The 18,418-nt window shown below is 68.9% G+C and carries 22 protein-coding genes and 4 tRNA genes; 19 read left to right on the top strand and 7 right to left on the bottom strand.

The genetic code is table 11. The features are described from left to right. Nucleotide 1 precedes the first annotated feature (1 nt). Together ACIPEK_RS18170 and ACIPEK_RS18175 are read right to left on the bottom strand one after the other, a co-directional pair. Nucleotides 2-511: a methylated-DNA--[protein]-cysteine S-methyltransferase gene (locus ACIPEK_RS18170; RefSeq protein WP_401996973.1), complete on the bottom strand. Its 510-nt coding sequence runs from the start codon at nucleotides 509-511 to the stop codon at nucleotides 2-4. 186 nt (nucleotides 512-697) lie between these two features. Continuing rightward, nucleotides 698-1,186: a YajQ family cyclic di-GMP-binding protein gene (locus ACIPEK_RS18175; RefSeq protein ID WP_030926258.1), complete on the bottom strand. Its 489-nt coding sequence runs from the start codon at nucleotides 1,184-1,186 to the stop codon at nucleotides 698-700. Between the two features lie 214 nt (nucleotides 1,187-1,400). On the opposite strand from ACIPEK_RS18175, the gene ACIPEK_RS18180 reads away from it, so the two are divergent. Continuing rightward, nucleotides 1,401-1,482 (top strand) — tRNA-Tyr (locus ACIPEK_RS18180). A 75-nt stretch (nucleotides 1,483-1,557) separates the two neighbouring features. Next, nucleotides 1,558-2,007 carry a DUF523 domain-containing protein gene (locus ACIPEK_RS18185; protein WP_401996976.1) on the top strand — a complete coding sequence of 150 codons (450 nt, stop codon included), beginning with the start codon at nucleotides 1,558-1,560 and terminating at the stop codon, nucleotides 2,005-2,007. A 63-nt stretch (nucleotides 2,008-2,070) separates the two neighbouring features. Here the strand turns inward: ACIPEK_RS18185 and ACIPEK_RS18190 are convergent, their stop codons facing one another. Both ACIPEK_RS18190 and ACIPEK_RS18195 read right to left on the bottom strand, forming a co-directional pair. Further along, nucleotides 2,071-2,727 (bottom strand): SDR family oxidoreductase, encoded by a 657-nt coding sequence (locus ACIPEK_RS18190; RefSeq protein WP_401996980.1) that lies wholly within the window; start codon nucleotides 2,725-2,727, stop codon nucleotides 2,071-2,073. Between the two features lie 34 nt (nucleotides 2,728-2,761). Then, nucleotides 2,762-4,057: an amidohydrolase family protein gene (locus ACIPEK_RS18195; protein ID WP_401996983.1), complete on the bottom strand. Its 1,296-nt coding sequence runs from the start codon at nucleotides 4,055-4,057 to the stop codon at nucleotides 2,762-2,764. A 302-nt stretch (nucleotides 4,058-4,359) separates the two neighbouring features. Here ACIPEK_RS18195 and ACIPEK_RS18200 point away from each other — a divergent pair. The 8 genes from ACIPEK_RS18200 (at nucleotide 4,360) to ACIPEK_RS18235 (ending at nucleotide 9,098) form a co-directional block, all read left to right on the top strand. Next, nucleotides 4,360-4,432, top strand: a tRNA-Thr gene (locus tag ACIPEK_RS18200). A 45-nt stretch (nucleotides 4,433-4,477) separates the two neighbouring features. Continuing rightward, nucleotides 4,478-4,550, top strand: a tRNA-Met gene (locus tag ACIPEK_RS18205). An 89-nt stretch (nucleotides 4,551-4,639) separates the two neighbouring features. After that, entirely contained in the window at nucleotides 4,640-4,804 is a 165-nt protein-coding gene (rpmG, locus tag ACIPEK_RS18210; protein ID WP_003956487.1) for a 50S ribosomal protein L33, read from the top strand. 103 nt (nucleotides 4,805-4,907) lie between these two features. Then, a complete protein-coding gene (locus tag ACIPEK_RS18215) occupies nucleotides 4,908-5,360 on the top strand; it encodes a MaoC family dehydratase N-terminal domain-containing protein (protein WP_093897220.1) in 453 nt (150 codons plus the stop codon). Further along, complete coding sequence (locus tag ACIPEK_RS18220) at nucleotides 5,360-5,788, top strand: MaoC family dehydratase (RefSeq protein WP_401996986.1); 429 nt, start codon at nucleotides 5,360-5,362, stop codon at nucleotides 5,786-5,788. The genes ACIPEK_RS18215 and ACIPEK_RS18220 overlap by 1 nt, the downstream gene beginning before the upstream one ends. Nucleotides 5,789-5,917: 129 nt before the next feature. Then, complete coding sequence (locus tag ACIPEK_RS18225) at nucleotides 5,918-6,466, top strand: TetR/AcrR family transcriptional regulator (protein WP_401997334.1); 549 nt, start codon at nucleotides 5,918-5,920, stop codon at nucleotides 6,464-6,466. 75 nt (nucleotides 6,467-6,541) lie between these two features. Then, a complete protein-coding gene (locus ACIPEK_RS18230) occupies nucleotides 6,542-7,972 on the top strand; it encodes an MFS transporter (protein WP_401996989.1) in 1,431 nt (476 codons plus the stop codon). A gap of 70 nt (nucleotides 7,973-8,042) precedes the next feature. After that, entirely contained in the window at nucleotides 8,043-9,098 is a 1,056-nt protein-coding gene (locus ACIPEK_RS18235; protein ID WP_401996992.1) for a UDP-N-acetylmuramate dehydrogenase, read from the top strand. Between the two features lie 12 nt (nucleotides 9,099-9,110). Here ACIPEK_RS18235 and ACIPEK_RS18240 read toward each other — a convergent pair whose 3' ends face one another. Beyond that, nucleotides 9,111-9,746, bottom strand: coding sequence for an NAD(P)-dependent oxidoreductase (locus ACIPEK_RS18240; protein ID WP_383074410.1), 636 nt, complete (start codon nucleotides 9,744-9,746; stop codon nucleotides 9,111-9,113). 87 nt (nucleotides 9,747-9,833) lie between these two features. Here ACIPEK_RS18240 and ACIPEK_RS18245 point away from each other — a divergent pair, with 87 nt between their 5' ends. After that, on the top strand, nucleotides 9,834-10,439 hold the full coding sequence (locus tag ACIPEK_RS18245) for a TetR/AcrR family transcriptional regulator (RefSeq protein ID WP_401996995.1): 606 nt from the start codon (nucleotides 9,834-9,836) through the stop codon (nucleotides 10,437-10,439). Between the two features lie 23 nt (nucleotides 10,440-10,462). On the opposite strand, the gene ACIPEK_RS18250 is transcribed toward ACIPEK_RS18245, so the two are convergent. Both ACIPEK_RS18250 and ACIPEK_RS18255 read right to left on the bottom strand, forming a co-directional pair. Then, nucleotides 10,463-11,485 (bottom strand): adenosine deaminase, encoded by a 1,023-nt coding sequence (locus ACIPEK_RS18250; RefSeq protein WP_401996998.1) that lies wholly within the window; start codon nucleotides 11,483-11,485, stop codon nucleotides 10,463-10,465. A gap of 245 nt (nucleotides 11,486-11,730) precedes the next feature. Then, on the bottom strand, nucleotides 11,731-12,957 hold the full coding sequence (locus ACIPEK_RS18255; RefSeq protein WP_401997001.1) for a pyridoxal phosphate-dependent aminotransferase: 1,227 nt from the start codon (nucleotides 12,955-12,957) through the stop codon (nucleotides 11,731-11,733). A gap of 225 nt (nucleotides 12,958-13,182) precedes the next feature. Between ACIPEK_RS18255 and ACIPEK_RS18260 the strand changes: the two genes are divergently transcribed. From ACIPEK_RS18260 to rplL, 8 genes are all read left to right on the top strand, one after another. Then, a tRNA-Trp gene (locus ACIPEK_RS18260) sits at nucleotides 13,183-13,255 on the top strand. Between the two features lie 106 nt (nucleotides 13,256-13,361). Continuing rightward, complete coding sequence (gene secE / locus ACIPEK_RS18265; protein WP_362195896.1) at nucleotides 13,362-13,649, top strand: preprotein translocase subunit SecE; 288 nt, start codon at nucleotides 13,362-13,364, stop codon at nucleotides 13,647-13,649. Between the two features lie 73 nt (nucleotides 13,650-13,722). Continuing rightward, a complete protein-coding gene (nusG, locus tag ACIPEK_RS18270) occupies nucleotides 13,723-14,616 on the top strand; it encodes a transcription termination/antitermination protein NusG (protein WP_401997003.1) in 894 nt (297 codons plus the stop codon). A gap of 176 nt (nucleotides 14,617-14,792) precedes the next feature. Further along, on the top strand, nucleotides 14,793-15,227 hold the full coding sequence (rplK, locus tag ACIPEK_RS18275) for a 50S ribosomal protein L11 (protein WP_006126872.1): 435 nt from the start codon (nucleotides 14,793-14,795) through the stop codon (nucleotides 15,225-15,227). A gap of 81 nt (nucleotides 15,228-15,308) precedes the next feature. Next, complete coding sequence (gene rplA / locus ACIPEK_RS18280) at nucleotides 15,309-16,031, top strand: 50S ribosomal protein L1 (protein WP_351265502.1); 723 nt, start codon at nucleotides 15,309-15,311, stop codon at nucleotides 16,029-16,031. A 162-nt stretch (nucleotides 16,032-16,193) separates the two neighbouring features. Then, on the top strand, nucleotides 16,194-17,090 hold the full coding sequence (locus tag ACIPEK_RS18285) for a hypothetical protein (protein WP_401997007.1): 897 nt from the start codon (nucleotides 16,194-16,196) through the stop codon (nucleotides 17,088-17,090). Nucleotides 17,091-17,365: 275 nt separating this feature from the next. Beyond that, nucleotides 17,366-17,926 carry a 50S ribosomal protein L10 gene (rplJ, locus tag ACIPEK_RS18290; protein WP_327273523.1) on the top strand — a complete coding sequence of 187 codons (561 nt, stop codon included), beginning with the start codon at nucleotides 17,366-17,368 and terminating at the stop codon, nucleotides 17,924-17,926. A gap of 85 nt (nucleotides 17,927-18,011) precedes the next feature. Beyond that, on the top strand, nucleotides 18,012-18,395 hold the full coding sequence (gene rplL / locus ACIPEK_RS18295; protein ID WP_030914109.1) for a 50S ribosomal protein L7/L12: 384 nt from the start codon (nucleotides 18,012-18,014) through the stop codon (nucleotides 18,393-18,395). Nucleotides 18,396-18,418: the final 23 nt, after the last annotated feature.

Raw genomic sequence — 18,418 nt, forward strand, 5'->3', positions numbered from 1 at the left:
GTCAGCGCACCGCCAGGGCGCCTTCCAGCCCCAGAAGCTGTTCCTTGCGCTCCAGGCCGCCCGCGTACCCCCGCAAGGTGCCGTCCGCGCCGATCACCCGATGGCACGGCCGCACGACCAGCAGGGGATTGCGCCCGATCGCCGTACCCACGGCCCGCACGCCCGCCCCGGGCGTACCGATCCGTTCGGCGATCTGCCCGTACGACACGGTCTCCCCGTACGGGACAGTGTCCAGCGCCGCCCAGACCCGGCGCTGGAAGGCGGTGCCCAGGCCGTCCGCGTACACGATGTCGAAGTGGGTCAGCCGCCCCTCGAAGTACTCCCGCAGCTGTGCGGCGATACCCGCGAAGGCTTCCGGCGCGTGGATCCACCCGTCCTGGACGACTGCGGCGCCCTTCTGGCCGGGCAGCGAGAGCGAGGCGAGCGCGACTTCGCCATCCGTGCCGGTGGCCTCCTCGCCGACCAGCAGCAGCTCACCCAGCGGGCTGTCGACCGTTGCGTGCATGGTCATGACTCGTCCCTCTCCTTGCCCGTCATGCCGGAAATCGACAGGATCGTCGTCCGGCATGGACAAGTCTGCGTCCCCCGCTCCGCCGCGACCGGCGGTATTCGGACATCGCGTCCCGGGTGCGGGGCAGAGCGGCGCATCCCGCTCCGTACCACCCCGCGCCCGGAAGACGCACGGCCTGCCGGAGGCCTACCGGTAGTTCACGAACTGCACGGCGAAGTCGAAGTCCTGGCCCTTCAGCAGCGCCTGCACGGCCTGCAGATCGTCCCGGCTCTTCGAGCTGACCCGCAGTTCATCTCCCTGGACCTGCGCCTTGACGCCCTTCGGGCCTTCATCGCGAATGATCTTCGCCACCTTCTTGGCGTTCTCCTGGGAGATGCCTTCCTCGATCGTGGCGAAGATCTTGTACTCCTTGCCGGACAGCTGCGGCTCGCCCGCGTCCAGAGACTTCAGCGAGATGCCGCGCTTGATCAGCTTGGACTGGAAGATGTCGAGGATCGCCTTGACCCGCTCCTCGCCGTTCGCCTCCATCAGGATCTTCTCGCCGGACCAGGAGATCGAGGCGCCGGTGCCCTTGAAGTCGTAACGCTGCGAGATTTCCTTGGCGGCCTGGTTGAGGGCGTTGTCGACCTCCTGCCGCTCGACCTTCGAGACGATGTCGAAACTGGAGTCGGCCATGACGTGTGGCTCCTTGTATCGGGGGTGCTGGGAAACGGGGTGCATACGGGCGGTTGCGGGCCTGCCGGCCCCGCGCCGCCGATCAAAGCCTAGCCACCCACGCCCGATCGGGCCGCTGATCAATCCAGTGGCGTAGCACCCCCGGGCATCGGGTATCGTTTACGTCGTTGCCACGGAGCATCGCCGAAAAGCGGTTCTCACGGCAGCAATCCCCGGCGGTGTGCCCGAGTGGCCAAAGGGAGCAGACTGTAAATCTGCCGGCTCAGCCTACCCAGGTTCGAACCCTGGCGCCGCCACATAGCAAGGCCCCTGTCCCAGGACAGGGGCCTTCTTTGTTTCTGATGCGAGGGGTCGTGAAGAGGCTCGTGAACATGGAACCTGTGCTGGTCAGCGCCTGTCTGCACGGCGTGCCCTGCCGCTTCGACGGCCGCGGCAAGGCCTCCGCCGCAGTGACCGAGGCCATCGGGGACCGCCACCCCGTCGCCTTCTGTCCCGAGGTCGCGGCGGGACTGCCCACCCCGCGCCGTCCCGCCGAGATCGTCGGCGGCGACGGCCACGACGTGCTGGACGGTCGCGCCCGCGTCGTCGACGACACCGGGCACGATGTGACGGAGAAGTTCGTGGACGGCGCCCGGCGAGCGCTGGAGGCCGCGCGCAGGGCCGGGTGCACCGAGGCGCTGCTGATGGCGCGCAGCCCTTCCTGCGGGCGCGGCACGGTCTATGACGGTACGTTCACGGGCGAACTCCGCGAGGGCGACGGCGTCACCGCCGCCCTGCTGGAGCGCCACGGCATCACGGTCCGCCCGGCGCCGGGCGGCTGAACCGTGGCGGCGGGCCGCCGCCACGGACCAGGCGTGCAGTCGTCAGAAGGCCGAACCAACGGCTCAGTTCCCCGCCACGTCCTTCACGGCGACCGACACCGGCATGTTCCCCGAGATGAGTTCCAGGGTCAGCCCTGCCGTCGCCGGGGTCTCCAGCAGCTCCAGCAGCGCCGCCGCCACATCGTCGCGCGGCACCGGTCCGCGGCCGGTCGAGGCGGTCAGGAGGACCATCCCGGTGCCCGCGTCGTTCGTCAGCATTCCGGGGCGCAGGATCGTCCAGTCGAGTGCGGTCCTGGAGCGCACGTACGCGTCCGCGGCGCCCTTCGCCCGCAGGTAGGCGTCGAAGACCTCGTCGCCCGGGTGGTCGGGGTCGGCGCCCATCGACGAGACCACCACGTAGCGCCGTACGCCTGCCCGTTCCGCCGCGTCCGCGAACAGCACCGCCGCGCCGCGATCCACCGTCTCCTTGCGTTCCGGGCCGCTGTTCGGGCCCGCACCGGCCGCGAAGACCGCCGCGTCGGCGCCGCGCAGCACCTGTGCCACCTCCTCCACGGAGGCCGATTCGAGATCCAGGACGACCGGCTCGGCGCCTGCCGCCCGGAGGTCCTCGCTCTGTTCCGGATTCCGGATGACGCCTACGGCCTCGTCCCCGCGCGCGGCGAGCAGCCGCTCCAGCCGCAGCGCGATCTGACCATGTCCACCTGCGATGACAATGCGCATGGTCACGACCGTACGCCGCGGCGGGCCCACGCGCTCAGGGCCCGCCGCAGGGACCGGAATCCGGCCGGGCCTGGCGGGGCAGACCGAGGGCGACGACGGTCTCCGAGTCGCAGTACTCGCGCACCGCACTCGTCCGCGTCACGACCCGGCCGCGATGCACCACGACCCGGCTGTAGGCGAGCGACAGCACGCCCGAGAGCTGCTCCCCGCGTACGGCGAGCAGCTCGGCCGGGAAGCCGGCCTCGACCCTGACCTCGGGCAGCCCCATCGCCTTCCTCGCGACCGAGGAGACCGCCTCGTACGCCTCATCGGCCCGCATCCCGCTCTGCGAGGCCAGCAGGTAGGCGGCCTCCAGCGGATCCCCGCGGCCCACAGGGTTTGCGACGTCCCGCAGCGCTCCGCTGCCCGCCGCGACCCGTACTCCGGCCGCACGCAGCAGCCGTACGGGGGCGGTGCCCCGGCCTTCCACCCCGCAGCAGCCGCCCTGGGGGAGGCAGATCACCGTCACTTCGGCCGCGGCGAGCTGGTCGGCGGCGCGGGCCGCGGCCTGAGGGGGAAGCCGCGAGAGGCCGGCGCACGGGCCGATGGAGACGCCGGGCCGTAGCCCGCCCGCCATGGCGGCCAGTCGGCCGAGCCGGGCCGGATCGCCACCGTCCGTGTGCAGATCGACGGGGCAGCCCTGTTCGGCGGCGATCTCCAGGACGGCTTCCGCGTACCCCGCCGGATCCGGGTCGAGGTCGGGGCAGCCGCCGACCGCGCCGGCCCCCATCTTCACGGCGTCACGCAGCATGGCCAGGTTGTCGGCGCCCGCGACGCCGGTGAGCAGTCGGGGTACGGCGACGGGGGTCAGCTCGGCGAGTCCGCGGAGCGAGCGGCGCGCCTGCAGTACGGCTTCGAGGGAGGTGAGGCCCTGGACGTCCCCGATCCGCACGTGTGCGCGCAGCGCGGTGGCGCCGTGCCCGAGCTGCAGCAGGGAAGCCTCGGTGGCACGGCGCTGGATGTCCTCCCGGCGGTGCGACACGGGTCCCGGACCGTCGGGGCCCGCACCGTGGGCGGTGAGCGCGGTGTCGCTGTGGGCGTGGGGCTCGGCGGGGGCAGGGAGCAGCAGATAGCCACGCAGGTCCACCCGTGGACCCGGTGCGGTCAGGCTGCCCGCGGTGCCGACGGCCTCGATGCGGCTGCCGCCGAGCCGTACGTCCACGATGCGGCCGTCGGTGAGACGGGCGCCGCAGAGCACCAGGGTGCCGGTCTCGGCGGTGGCGGGGCTGCTGGTCGCATCGGCCGCGTCGGCGGCGTCGTCGTCCGGCCGCCGCGGCTGGCTGTCGGGCATCGCGCTCCTGGGAAGGGGTACAAGATCACGCAGAGTGAGTCGAGCCTAGGGGCGTGTTCGGTCCGGTTCGAGGAGGAGCGAAATAGTCGTACCGGTGTGGCCCTGAGGGGTATCCGGGGCACGGGTGTACGGCTGGGGCCGCGGTGGCTCGACCGGTGACCGAGGCGCTGTTCAAGTGGCTGGTGGGCGGGCCGGAAGGCCGCCGGTCGGGGGATCGGCGGTGGCTCGATCAAGGGTGCAGGTCGGGGCTTCGAAACGGATTTGGGCGATCGGCGACCGACCGTGTAATGTCTTCATCGCTCGCCCCAATAGCTCAGTCGGTAGAGCGTCTCCATGGTAAGGAGAAGGTCTGCGGTTCGATTCCGCATTGGGGCTCTGGTGATCGGGAAACCCCGCTTCGGCGGGGGGACTCATCATCAAAGCGGTGTAGCTCAGTCGGTAGAGCAAGCGGCTCATAATCGCTGTGTCACCGGTTCAAGTCCGGTCACCGCTACTTACGGTAGCCGATTGTGGGGTCGGTCCTTCGATCGGCTACTCTTTTTTGCGTTCATCCGTTCATCCGTCCGTCCAAGGAGCACTCACGTGGCTGCCACCGACGTCCGCCCGAAGATCACGCTGGCCTGCGTGGAGTGCAAGGAGCGGAACTACATCACCAAGAAGAACCGGCGTAACAACCCGGACCGTCTTGAGATGAAGAAGCACTGCCCGCGCTGCAACTCTCACACTGCGCACCGCGAAACGCGCTGAAACAGGCTCGTACACGAGGCCGTCCCCACTGGGGGCGGCCTCGTGTCGTTGTATGGAGGCTGTCCTTCGGCCTTTTCAACTTTCATCAGGAGGTAGCGAGCTCATGGCGCTCGACCAGTCCTTCGTGGGGCGGATCTATCCGCCCACCCCGCCGTACGAGGTCGGCCGGGAGAAGATTCGCGAGTTCGCCGAGGCGGTGGGCGACACGAATCCGGTGTACGTCGACCCCGAGGCCGCCAAGGCGCTCGGCCACAGCGATGTGATCGCGCCGCCGACGTTTGTCTTCTCGATCACCTTCAAGGCCGCGGGGCAGGTGGTGCAGGACCCGCAGCTGGGCCTGGATTACAGCCGCGTGGTGCACGGTGACCAGAAGTTCGCCTATGTGCGCCCCGTGCGTGCGGGGGACCGGCTGACGGTCACCTCGACGATCGAGGGCATCAAGTCCCTGGCGGGCAACGACGTCCTGGACATCCGTGGCGAGGTCCACGACGAATCCGGTGAGCACGTCGTGACCGCGTGGACGAAGCTGGTGGCGCGCGCCGCCGAGGAGGCGTGATGACGGCGAAGGTTGCTTACGAGTCGGTCGAGGTCGGTACGGAGCTGCCGGCGCAGTCCTTCCCGGTGAGCCGGGCGGCGCTGGTGCAGTACGCAGGCGCTTCCGGTGACTTCAACCCGATCCACTGGAACGAGAAGTTCGCCCGCGAGGTCGGACTGCCGGATGTGATCGCGCACGGCATGTTCACCATGGCCGAGGCGATCCGGGTGGTCACGGACTGGGTCGGCGACCCGGGTTCGGTCATCGAGTACGGGGTGCGGTTCACCAAGCCGGTTGTCGTGCCGAACGACGACAAGGGCGCCCTGATCGAGGTCGGCGCCAAGGTGGCCGCCCTGCTGGACGACAAGCAGGTGCGGGTGGACCTGACGGTCATGAGCGAGGGCAAGAAGGTGCTGGGCATGTCCCGTGCGGTGGTGCAGCTCGGCTGAGGCCGTCGAGTGCGGGTGAGGGGCACTGTCCATAGGGCGGTGCCCCTTACGCGTTTCTTGCACCTGCCCTTCCCGGCGTACCGGTTGACGAAGTTAGTGATTGAGTACTAACTTCGTGGCATGGCAAGGATGACTGCGGAAGAGCGGCGCGAGAGCGTCATTCGCGCGGCGATCACCGAGTTCGCCCGAGGCGGTTACGCCGCCACCTCCACCGAGGCGATCGCCAAGCGCGTCGGCGTCTCGCAGCCGTACCTGTTCCGCCTCTTCCCCAACAAGCAGGCCATGTTCCTCGCCGCCGCCGACCGCTGTCTCGCGGACACCCGGAAGGTTTTCTCCGATGCGGCCGAAGGGCTTGAGGGTGAAGAGGCGCTTCATGCCATGGCCACCGCGTATCAGCGTCTGATCGTCGACGATCCGGACAAGCTGCTCATGCAGATGCAGATGTACGCGGCCGTCGCGGCGGCCGAGGCCTCGGGGGATCACGAGTTCGGCGAGTCGGCTCGCGCCGGCTGGCTGCAGATGTGGGACGAGATCCATCCCGTGCTCGGCGCCGATGTCAGTGAGACGACGACGTTCCTCGCGTACGCCATGCTCGTCAACACGCTGACCTCGCTCGGCTTCCCGGCCGGCCACAGGGTCTGGTCGGGGTTCTACGACTCGGCCAGGCCGATCGCCTGAACAGTGCGACCCGGGTTCTGCCCGGTTTTCTGCCCAGAGAAGTTAGTAATTGATAACTAACCCACAGGGGGAGCAGTGAACCAGCACACGACAGGCCGCTCAGGAGCGGTCTGGGCCCTTGTCATCACCAGCGTCGCCGGATTCATGGCGGCCCTCGACAACCTCGTCGTCACCACCGCCCTGCCCTCCATCCGCAAGAGCCTCGGCGGCGAACTGGCGGAGCTCGAATGGACGGTGAACGCGTACACCCTCACCTTCGCCGTCCTGCTGATGTTCGGGGCTGCCCTCGGCGACCGGTTCGGCCGGCGCCGGCTCTTCCTCGCCGGGCTCACCGTCTTCACCGGCGCCTCCGCCGCGGCAGCGCTCTCGCCCGGGATCAACGAACTGATCGCCTTCCGGGCCGTCCAGGGCGTGGGTGCGGCCATCATGATGCCGCTGACGCTCACGCTGCTCACGGCCGCCGTGCCGCCCGCACGCCGCGGTGCCGCGCTCGGCATCTTCGGTGCCGTCACCGGACTGGCCGTGGCCAGCGGACCGCTGATCGGCGGCAGCCTCACCGAGCACCTGTCCTGGCAGTGGATCTTCTGGCTGAACGTTCCGATCGGTCTGGTCCTGCTGCCGCTGGCGCGGCTGCGCCTGACGGAGTCGTACGCGCCGGACTCACGGCTCGACATACCCGGCACGCTCCTGGTCAGCACCGGACTCTTCGGCATCGTCTACGGCCTGGTCAACGCCAACTCCGACGGCTGGACCAGCCCCACCGTCCTCACGGCCCTGTTCGCCGGCGCCGCGCTCATCGGCGGATTCATCCACCACGGCTTCCACGCGAAGAACCCGATGCTGTCCATGCGGCTCTTCCGCAGCCGTGCGTTCTTCGGGATCAACATGGCCGGCCTGCTGATGTTCCTCGGGATGTTCGGGTCGATCTTCCTGCTCAGTCAGTACTTCCAGGGCGTGCTGGGCTACTCGCCCACCGAGGCCGGTCTGCGGATGCTGCCCTGGACCGGAATGCCGATGCTGGTCGCGCCCGTCGCGGGGGTGCTCTCCGACCGGTTCGGCGGCCGCCCCGTGGTCGTGACCGGGCTGGTTCTCCAGGCGGTCGGCCTCGCCCTCTTGGCGATGGTCATCGGGCCCGACGCCTCGTACTCCTCGCAGCTGCCCGGCCTGATCGTCGGCGGCGTCGGCATGGCTCTGTACTTCGCGCCCGCCGCCAGCCTCGTGATGTCCAGCGTCCGCCCCGCCGAGCAGGGCATCGCCTCCGGTGCCAACAACGCCCTGCGCGAGGTCGGCGGAGCCCTCGGGGTCGCCGTGCTCGCCACGGTCTTCTCCTCGCAGGGCGGCTACGACTCCGCGCAGTCCTTCACGGACGGGACCGTTCCTGCGGTGTGGACAGGTTCCGGTGTCGTGGCGCTGGCCGCCCTCGTCGCCCTGCTCATCCCGGGCCGCCGCAACGCCTCGGCCCCGGAGCCCGAGGCGGCCGAGGGGCGCGTCTCCGTCGCCGCCTGAGCCACGGCTGCGCGCGTGCGGTCCGTGGCCCCGCCCGAGCGGCGGCGCCGCGGACCGTACTCTTGTCCCCGTGCAGGAACTCCACGACGCCCCCCTCGCCCCCCTGACCACCTTCCGGCTCGGCGGCCCCGCCGCCCGCCTTCTCACGGCGACGACCGACGCCGAGGTGATCGAAGCCGTGCGCGAGGCCGACGAGAGCGGCACCCCGCTCCTCGTCATCGGCGGCGGCAGCAACCTGGTCATCGGCGACAAGGGCTTCGACGGCACCGCACTGCGCATCGCGACCGAGGGCTTCGCCCTGGACGGTACGACGCTGGAACTGGCCGCCGGGGAGGTCTGGACGGACGCCGTCGCCCGCACCGTCGAAGCCGGTCTCGCAGGCATCGAGTGCCTGGCCGGAATTCCGGGCTCCGCGGGGGCGACACCGATCCAGAACGTGGGCGCCTACGGCCAGGAAGTGTCCTCCACCATCACGGAGGTCGTCGCCTATGACCGGTACACCCGCGAAACGGTCATCATCCCGAACGCCGAGTGCGCATTCTCGTATCGGCACAGTCGCTTCAAGGTCGAACCCGACCGCTTCGTGGTGCTGCGTGTCCGCTTCGAGCTGGAAGAGGCGGGTGGTCTGTCCGCGCCCCTGAAATACCCCGAAACGGCCCGCGCCATGGGCGTCGAACAGGGCGAGCGCGTGCCCGCCGCGGCCGCCCGCGAAACGGTGCTCAGGCTCCGCGCCGGCAAGGGCATGGTGCTGGACCCGGAGGACCACGACTCCTGGTCGGCCGGTTCCTTCTTCACCAACCCGGTCCTGGAGGAGGCGGAGTACGAGGCGTTCCTCGCCCGTGCCAAGGACCGGCTCGGCCCCGAGGTGACGCCCCCCGCCTTCCCCGCGGGCGGGGGACGCACCAAGACCTCCGCGGCCTGGCTCATCGACAGGGCCGGTTTCACCAAGGGCTACGGCACAGGGCCGGCCCGTATCTCCACCAAGCACACCCTCGCGCTCACCAACCGCGGCGGCGCGACCACCGAGGACCTTCTCGCGCTCGCCCGTGAGGTCGTCGCCGGGGTGCACGAGGCATTCGGCGTCACGCTCGTCAACGAACCCGTGACGGTCGGCGTCAGCCTGTAGAAGGCGCGTGGCTCAGTACGCCACGCCCACGCCCTGCTTCACCGCGGCCGGATCGTCGATGAGTGCCAGCATCGCGTGTGCCACATCGGCCCGTGAGATGGTCCGGCCTCCGCGGGGGCTGCTGCCGAAGGCCGTCCGGTACTTCCCCGTCAGCGGCCCGTTGGTGAGCTTCGGCGGCCGTACGGACGTCCAGTCCGTCGCACTCCTGGCCAGCGCGGCCTCCATCCGCGTCAGGTCCCCGTAGACCTCCTTGAGGATCGCCCCGACCACCTTGCGGAGCATCCGGTCCAGCAGCGGGTCGTCGGCGGGCCGGGGGCCGACCGGGGCCGCGCTGACCACGAGCAGCCGCCGCGTCCCCTCGGCCTCCATCGCCTGCAGCACCGACCGTGTCAGCCGCTCGGCGACACCGTCGGCCTTCCGGCCGCGCGAGCCGAGCCCGGAGAGCACCGCGTCCCGGCCCGCGACCGCCTCGCGCAGCGCCTCCGGATCGTCGATGCGCGCCGCGGCGTGGACCTGTACATCCGAGAGCGGGACGGGCAGCCGCGCCGGATCGCGGACCACCGCGGTCACCTCATGGCCCGCCGCCACCGCCTGGCGGACGATCTCCTGGCCGACACCGCCCGTCGCACCGAACACTGTGATCCTCATTGCGCACCCTCCCAGGGTGGGTAAGTATTCACTCACCTCTACAGTGAGTGGATACTCACCGCATCGTCAAGCTTCATTGGAGTGCACATGGAGCAGAAGCCGGCCCGCGTCCGCATAGTCGATGCCGCCCACCAGCTGATGCTCACCATCGGCCTGGCCCGCGCCACCACCAAGGAGATCGCCCGAGCCGCCGGCTGCTCGGAGGCCGCGCTCTACAAGCACTTCCCGAGCAAGGAGGAGCTGTTCGTGGCCGTACTCAAGGAACGGCTGCCCAAGCTCAACCCGCTGCTGAAGCGACTCATCGTGTCACCGGGGGCGGGGGAGCGGACCGTCGAGCAGAACCTCACCGAGATCGCCCGCCAGGCCGCCCTCTTCTACGAACAGAGCTTCCCGATCGCCGCCTCGCTGTACGCCGAGCCCAGGCTCAAGGAACGCCACAACGCGGCGATGAGGGAGCTGGGTACCGGCCCCCACATGCCCATCCGCGGCCTGGACGCGTATCTGCGCTCCGAACAGGCCGCCGGGCGGGTGCGGGCCGACGCGGACACCTACGCGGCCGCGTCGCTGCTCCTGGGCGCCTGCGCGCAGCGGGCCTTCGCCTACGAGGCCACGGAGGACGGAGGACCGCCGCAGTCCCTCGACGCGTTCGCCGCGTCCGTGGCCGGGGCACTGATACGAGGACTCGTGGCGTAGACCGCCCCCAACGCCGGTCGGTCTCAGCCCGCCGGCTTCGACAGCCAGTCGTCGATGCCCGTCAGGAGCTCGGTCCGAACCGCGGCCGGAGCCGCGGAGCCCCGCACCGACTGCCGGGCCAGTTCCGCGAGCTCCTCGTCCGTGAACGCGTGGTGGCGCCGTACGAGGTCGTACTGCGCGGCCAGCCGGGAGCCGAAGAGCAGCGGATCGTCCGCGCCCAGCGCCATCGGCACCCCGGCCTCGAACAAAGTGCGCAGGGGTACGTCTGCGGGCTTCTCGTAGACGCCCAGCGCCACGTTCGACGCCGGGCACACCTCGCAGGTCACTCCCCGCTCCGCCAGCCTGCGCAACAGCCGGGGATCCTCGGCGGCCCGTACGCCGTGCCCGATCCGGGCCGCGTCGAGATCGTCCAGACAGTCCCGCACGCTCGAAGGGCCGGCCAGCTCGCCGCCGTGCGGGGCCGCCAGCAGACCGCCGTCGCGGGCGATGGCGAAGGCCCGGTCGAAGTCCCGGGCCATCCCGCGCCGCTCGTCGTTGGAGAGCCCGAATCCGACCACGCCCCGGTCCGCGTACCGCACCGCGAGCCGGGCCAGGGTCCGGGCGTCCAGCGGGTGCTTCATCCGGTTCGCCGCGATCACCACCCGGATCGGCAGACCGGTCTCGCGCGACGCGCTGTCCACCGCGTCCAGGATGATCTCGATCGCCGGGATCAGCCCGCCGAGAAGCGGGGCGTACGAGGTGGGGTCGACCTGGATCTCCAGCCAGCCGGAGCCGTCCGCGACGTCCTCCTGGGCCGTCTCGCGCACGAGCCGCCGGATGTCCTCGGGGGTCCTCAGGCAGGACCGGGCGATGTCGTAGAGCCGCTGGAAGCGGAACCATCCGCGCTCATCCGTGGCCCGCAGCCTGGGCGGCTCGCCGCCGGTCAGGGCCTCCGGCAGATGCACGCCGTACTTGTCGGCGAGTTCGAGCAGGGTCGTGGGCCGCATCGACCCGGTGAAATGCAGGTGCAGGTGGGCCTTGGGCAACAGCCGGACGTCACGATCCATGTCCGATCACCTTCTGTAGCTGCTACGCTCCGCACTGTGCCGAAAGGCATCGGGCAGGGCTTGTCCGTCACGAGGCCGATCATCAGGCCGAATGAGAAGCCCCCAGTTGTCGGGGGAGGAGTCACTCGAAGATCCTGCCGCAAGGATCTCTGCCCAGGCAGCCGGATTCATCGAACGAGCGCTTGCCTGAACGCATAAGCGGGCTCCCGGCTCAGCCGGGAGCCCGCTTATGCGCAACACGAACGTCAGGCCTTGGCCTCGCCCAGCAGCTTCTGGAGCCGCGAGACGCCCTCGACGAGGTCGTCGTCACCCAGGGCGTACGAGAGCCGCAGGTAGCCCGGCGTGCCGAAAGCCTCGCCCGGTACGACCGCGACCTCGGCCTCGTCCAGGATCAGCGCCGCCAGCTCGACCGAGGTGGCCGGGCGCCTGCCGCGGATCTCCTTGCCGAGCAGCTCCTTGACCGAGGGGTACGCGTAGAACGCGCCCTCGGGCTCCGGGCACAGCACGCCGTCGATCTCGTTGAGCATCCGGACGATGGTCTGCCGTCGCCGGTCGAAGGCGGCACGCATCTCGGCGACCGCGTCCAGGCTCCCGGAGACGGCGGCCAGCGCTGCGACCTGGGCGACGTTGGAGACGTTGGACGTGGCGTGCGACTGCAGGTTGGTCGCGGCCTTGACCACGTCCTTCGGGCCGATGAGCCAGCCCACGCGCCAGCCGGTCATCGCGTACGTCTTGGCGACGCCGTTGACCACGATGCACTTGTCGCGCAGCGCGGGAACGAGTGCGGGCAGCGAGGTGAACTTCGCGTCGCCGTAGACCAGGTGCTCGTAGATCTCGTCGGTGAGCACCCACAGGCCGTGCTCGACGGCCCACTCGCCGATCGCCTTGGCGTCGGCCTCGCTGTACACCGCACCGGTCGGGTTCGACGGGGAGACGAACAGGACGACCTTCGTACGCTCGGTGCGCGCGGCCTCCAGCTGCTCGACGGAGACCCGGTAGCCGGTCGTCTCGTCGGCCACGACCTCCACCGGGACACCGCCGGCCAGCCCGATCGACTCGGGGTAGGTGGTCCAGTACGGCGCCGGGACGATGACCTCGTCGCCCGGGTCGAGGATCGCGGCGAACGCCTCGTAGATGGCCTGCTTGCCGCCGTTGGTCACCAGGATCTGGGAGGCGTCGACCTCGTAGCCGGAGTCGCGCAGCGTCTTCTCCGCGATGGCGGCCTTGAGCTCCGGGAGCCCTCCCGCCGGGGTGTAACGGTGGTACTTCGGGTTGCGGCACGCCTCGACCGCGGCCTCGACGATGTAGCCGGGGGTCGGGAAGTCGGGCTCACCGGCCCCGAAGCCGATCACCGGACGGCCGGCGGCCTTGAGGGCCTTGGCCTTGGCGTCGACGGCGAGGGTGGCGGACTCGGAGATGGCACCGATGCGGGCGGAGACCCGGCGCTCGGAGGGAGAAGTTGCAGCGCTCATGGCCCCCATGGTCCCAGACCGTGATCCCTGTCGGCACAGGGGTTTCAGGGACCGGACAGGACTCGGACAGCATGTGGACAACATGCGACGAGGAGTTGTCGGGAGCTATCTGTTCGACGCCGGGCCGCTGAACACGTACACTCACCTGTCGTTGGCCTTCACCAGCCGCACCGTTCCTGCACCCGGAGCATCGGGGAAGATGCGGTAGGTTGGTGGAAACCACAAAGGGTCGTAGCTCAATTGGTAGAGCACTGGTCTCCAAAACCAGCGGTTGGGGGTTCAAGTCCCTCCGGCCCTGCTACACACTCCTCCGCCAGGATGTGTGCGCATGTACGTACTTCAATGCACCGCCGTGCGGCTCCACCGGGCGCGGCACGGCCATGACCCGGAATCAGGTGAGAAGCGTGACGGACGCCGTGGGCTCCATCGACATGCCTGATGCCGAGGATGAAGTGCCCGAGTCGAAGAAGAAGGCCCGGAAGGGCGGCAAGCGCGGTAAGAAGGGTCCTCTGGGCCGCCTCGCGCTGTTCTACCGCCAGATCGTCGCCGAGTTGCGCAAGGTTGTCTGGCCGACTCGAAATCAGCTGACGACATACACCACCGTGGTGATTGTCTTCGTCGTCGTCATGATCGGTCTGGTGACCGTGATTGACTTCGGGTTCCAGCGGGTCGTGAAGTACGTCTTCGGCTGATCCCGCGGAGGGCGCCTCATGGGCGCCCCTTTCGCATGTTCCACCCATTTGTATCCAGGAAGAAGCAGCCACCGTGTCTGACCCGAACCTGAACGACGCCGTTGAGCCGACGGCGGGCGCCTTCGAGTCCGCCGAGGACGAGCTCGACATCGTCGAGGCGGCGGACGCCGAGGAGCCGGACCAGGCTGAAGCTGCCGACGCCGCCGCAGGTGAGCCCGCCGAGCAGGCGGCCCTGCACACCGAGGACGACGACGAGGCCGCCGAGGCCGACGCCGGTTCCGAGAGCGACGACGAGGAAGCCGAGGCCGACGACGAGGAAGCCGGGGAAGAGGCCGAGCCGGCCGCCCCCGTCGACGCCGTCACAGCCCTGCGCGAGGAACTGCGCGGCCTTCCCGGCGAGTGGTACGTCATCCACACGTACGCCGGTTACGAGAAGCGCGTGAAGGCCAACCTGGAGCAGCGCGCCGTCTCGCTCAACGTCGAGGAGTTCATCTACCAGGCCGAAGTGCCCGAGGAAGAGATCGTCCAGATCAAGAACGGCGAGCGCAAGAACGTCCGCCAGAACAAGCTCCCGGGCTATGTCCTGGTGCGCATGGACCTGACGAACGAGTCCTGGGGCGTCGTCCGCAACACCCCCGGTGTCACCGGCTTCGTGGGCAACGCCTACGACCCGTACCCGCTGACGCTCGACGAGATCGTCAAGATGCTCGCCCCGGAGGCCGAGGAGAAGGCCGCCCGCGAGGCCGCCGAGGCCGAGGGCAAGCCGGTTCCTTCCCGCAAGGTCGAGGTGCAGGTGCTCGACTTCGAGGTGGGCGACTCGGTCACCGTCACCGACGGCCCGTTCGCGACGCTGCAGGCGACGATCAACGAGATCAACGCGGACTCGAAGAAGGTCAAGGGTCTCGTCGAGATCTTCGGCCGCGAGACGCCGGTCGAGCTCAGCTTCGACCAGATCCAGAAGAACTAGCGGCTTCCCGCCAGTTTCTGGACACATGCCTACCCAGCAGGTCAGACCGGCTTCACAGCCGGTCTGACCTGCTCGGTTTTTGGTCGCGCAGCTATACCCGTTATCGTTGTGCGGTATGCCTCCATCCGGATGACCGGACGGCGGCGAAAAACTCTCACTAGGACCCGGAGAGAGCAATGCCTCCCAAGAAGAAGAAGGTCACGGGGCTTATCAAGCTCCAGATCAACGCCGGTGCGGCCAACCCGGCCCCGCCGGTCGGCCCCGCGCTCGGCCAGCACGGCGTCAACATCATGGAATTCTGCAAGGCCTACAACGCCGCGACCGAGTCGCAGCGTGGCATGGTCGTGCCGGTGGAGATCACGGTCTACGAAGACCGTTCCTTCACCTTCGTCACCAAGACTCCGCCGGCCGCGAAGCTGATCCTCAAGGCCGCGGGCGTGGAGAAGGGCTCCGGCGAGCCGCACAAGACCAAGGTCGCCAAGCTGACGGCTGCCCAGGTCCGTGAGATCGCCACGACGAAGCTCCCCGACCTGAACGCCAACGACCTCGACGCCGCGTCGAAGATCATCGCTGGCACCGCCCGTTCCATGGGCATCACGGTCGAAGGCTGATTCAGCCCCTCACGTCCTCAGTGGTAGGGCCAAGCGCTGGCCCGCACCACGACTCCACACCCTGAAACCACAGGAGTAGAAGTGAAGCGCAGCAAGAACCTCCGCGCTGCGGACGCCAAGATCGACCGGGCGCGCAACTACGCCCCGCTCGAGGCCGTCCGTCTCGCCAAGGAGACCGCCTCCACCAAGTTCGACGGCACCGTCGAGGTCGCGTTCTGCCTGGGTGTTGACCCTCGCAAGGCCGACCAGATGGTCCGTGGCACCGTGAACCTCCCGCACGGCACCGGCAAGACCGCCCGGGTCCTGGTCTTCGCGACCGGTGACCGTGCTGCGGCCGCGGAAGCCGCGGGCGCCGACATCGTCGGCGCCGACGAGCTCATCGACGAGGTGGCGAAGGGCCGTCTGGACTTCGACGCCGTCGTCGCCACCCCGGACCTCATGGGCAAGGTCGGCCGCCTCGGCCGGGTGCTCGGTCCGCGTGGTCTGATGCCGAACCCGAAGACCGGCACCGTCACCCCCGATGTCGCGAAGGCTGTCAACGACATCAAGGGCGGCAAGATCGAGTTCCGCGTCGACAAGCACTCGAACCTGCACTTCATCATCGGCAAGGCCTCGTTCGACGACACCAAGCTGGTGGAGAACTACGCAGCGGCGCTGGAGGAGATCCTCCGTCTGAAGCCGTCCGCCGCCAAGGGCCGCTACATCAAGAAGGCCACCCTGGCCACCACGATGGGCCCCGGCATCCCGCTGGACGCCAACCGCACCCGTAACCTCCTCGTCGAGGAGGACCCGGCCGCCGTCTGAGCCTCAGCGCTCGGCAGCAAGCCGCGTCACGTGTGACATGGACGGGCCCCGCAACCTTTCGAGGTGCGGGGCCCGTCCTCGTATCCGTATGTAACCGGTGGCTGTGTCGGAGCTGTGCGTTAGCGTGAGGCTTCGAGAGCCGAACGAGGGGTGGAAGCGGACATGAGGACCAGTACCGTGCGACGTTTGAGTCTGTCGATAGCGGCGGCGGCGGCGCTGACGTCGGTCGCGGCCTGCGGGGGATCGGACGGCAGCGGCGCCAGCCGCGGCAGCGCCGTGGTGAAGGCCGACCCCATCGCCGCGTTGCGCGACGTGCAGAAGAAGACCGGTGGGGAGAACTCGGCGAAGGTCGAGGGCACCACCCAGATGGGCACCACCATGTCCATGAAGCAGAGCGGCACCATCGACTGGACCGACGGTCTCACCGGCACCATGGAGATCACGTACACCGGCGGCAGCATGGCGGACGCCATGAAGCAGAACGGTGGCAGCGGCACGATGCAGGCCCGCTATTTCAAGGACGGCTACGTCGTCAACATGGGCGAGGCCTTCGCCAAGCAGGCCGGCGGCAAGCACTGGATCAGCTACGGCTACGCCGACCTCGCCAAGCTCGCGGGCGCCTCCGGCGAGGCGATGAAGCAGCAGATGCAGAACACCACCCCCGACCAGGGTGTGAAGTCCCTGCTGGCCTCCGGTGACGTGAAGAAGGTCGGCCAGGAGGACGTACGCGGGGTCTCCGCCACGCACTACTCCGGCACCGTCGACGTCGCCGAACTGACCGCGAAGAACTCCGCGCTCGATGCCGACCAGCTCGCTCAGCTGAAGAAGCAGCTGAGCGACGCCGGGATCACCACGGAGAAGGTCGACATCTGGGTCGACGAGAACAACCTGCTGGTCAAGAAGACCGAGCGCGGCCAGATGAAGACCGGCGAGCTCAATTCGACGGTGTACTACAGCGACTACGGCACCAAGGCCTCGGTCGAGAAGCCCCCGGCCGGCGACACGGTCGACTTCACCGATCTCGTGAAGCAGCAGGGGGCCGGTTCGGGCACGAACTAAACCTCCCGCACCGCCCGAAGAGGGACGGATTTGCTCGGCGCGACCCCGGTCGCGTACTCTCCTACAGAAGCCAAAGACCGCTGGTCGTTGCTGTGCTCTCGCAAGAGGGAACAGCAACCGAAGGATCCGTTGAGTACGGGCGACCTGCGCAGGTGACTGTGGAAAGCTCCCGGACTTCGTTCGGTCGAGCTACGCCCTGGCGCCTGCGCCGGGGCGTTTCGTCTTTCCCGGCCCCTTCTGAGCGGTCCTCATCACCCGGAAGGAGGCCGACGCTCATGGCAAGGCCCGACAAGGCTGCCGCGGTAGCCGAGCTCGCGGATCAGTTCCGCAGCTCGAACGCCGCTGTGCTGACCGAGTACCGGGGTCTCACCGTGGCACAGCTCAAGCAGCTGCGCCGTTCGCTCGGTGAGAACGCCCAGTACGCCGTGGTGAAGAACACGCTGACCAAGATTGCGGCCAACGAGGCCGGGATCAACACGCTGGACGACCTGTTCGCAGGTCCGACGGCGGTTGCCTTCGTCACCGGTGACCCGGTGGAGTCGGCGAAGGGTCTTCGTGACTTCGCCAAGGACAACCCCAACCTCATCATCAAGGGCGGTGTCCTTGACGGTAAGGCGCTGACCGCGGATGAGATCAAGAAGCTCGCGGACCTCGAGTCCCGCGAGGTTCTGCTCGCCAAGGTGGCCGGTGGAATCAAGGCGTCGATGGCCAAGGCCGCGGCGACTTTCCAGGCCCCGCTGTCGGAGTTCGTCCGCACCGCGGACGCGCTTCGCGCCAAGGTCGAGCAGGGCGGTGCCGGTACGCCGGCTCCCGCCGACGCCGAGGTGGCGGAGTAACCCTCCGCTCCACGGCTCGCAGCGGGCCCGTACGCCCGCCTTCATATACACCCGGCACCTGCCGACTTAGTGGAAGGACGCCATCATGGCGAAGCTGTCCCAGGACGAGCTGCTCGAGCAGTTCGAGACCCTGACCCTCATCGAGCTCTCCGAGTTCGTCAAGGCGTTCGAGGAGAAGTTCGACGTCAAGGCTGCCGCTCCGGTCGCCGTTGCCGCCGCCGGTGGCGCTGCCGCCGCCGCTGAGGCCGTCGAGGAGCAGGACGAGTTCGACGTCATCCTCACGGGCGCCGGCGAGAAGAAGATCCAGGTCATCAAGGTCGTGCGTGAGCTGACCTCGCTGGGTCTGAAGGAGGCCAAGGACCTCGTCGACGGCACCCCGAAGCCGGTCCTCGAGAAGGTCGCCAAGGAGGCCGCCGAGAAGGCTGCCGAGTCCCTCAAGGCCGCCGGCGCTTCCGTCGAGGTCAAGTGACTCAGGGAGTCTGCTGACTCCTT

It is taken from the genome of Streptomyces sp. NPDC088246 (genome assembly GCF_044741025.1).
Taxonomy (GTDB): domain Bacteria; phylum Actinomycetota; class Actinomycetes; order Streptomycetales; family Streptomycetaceae; genus Streptomyces.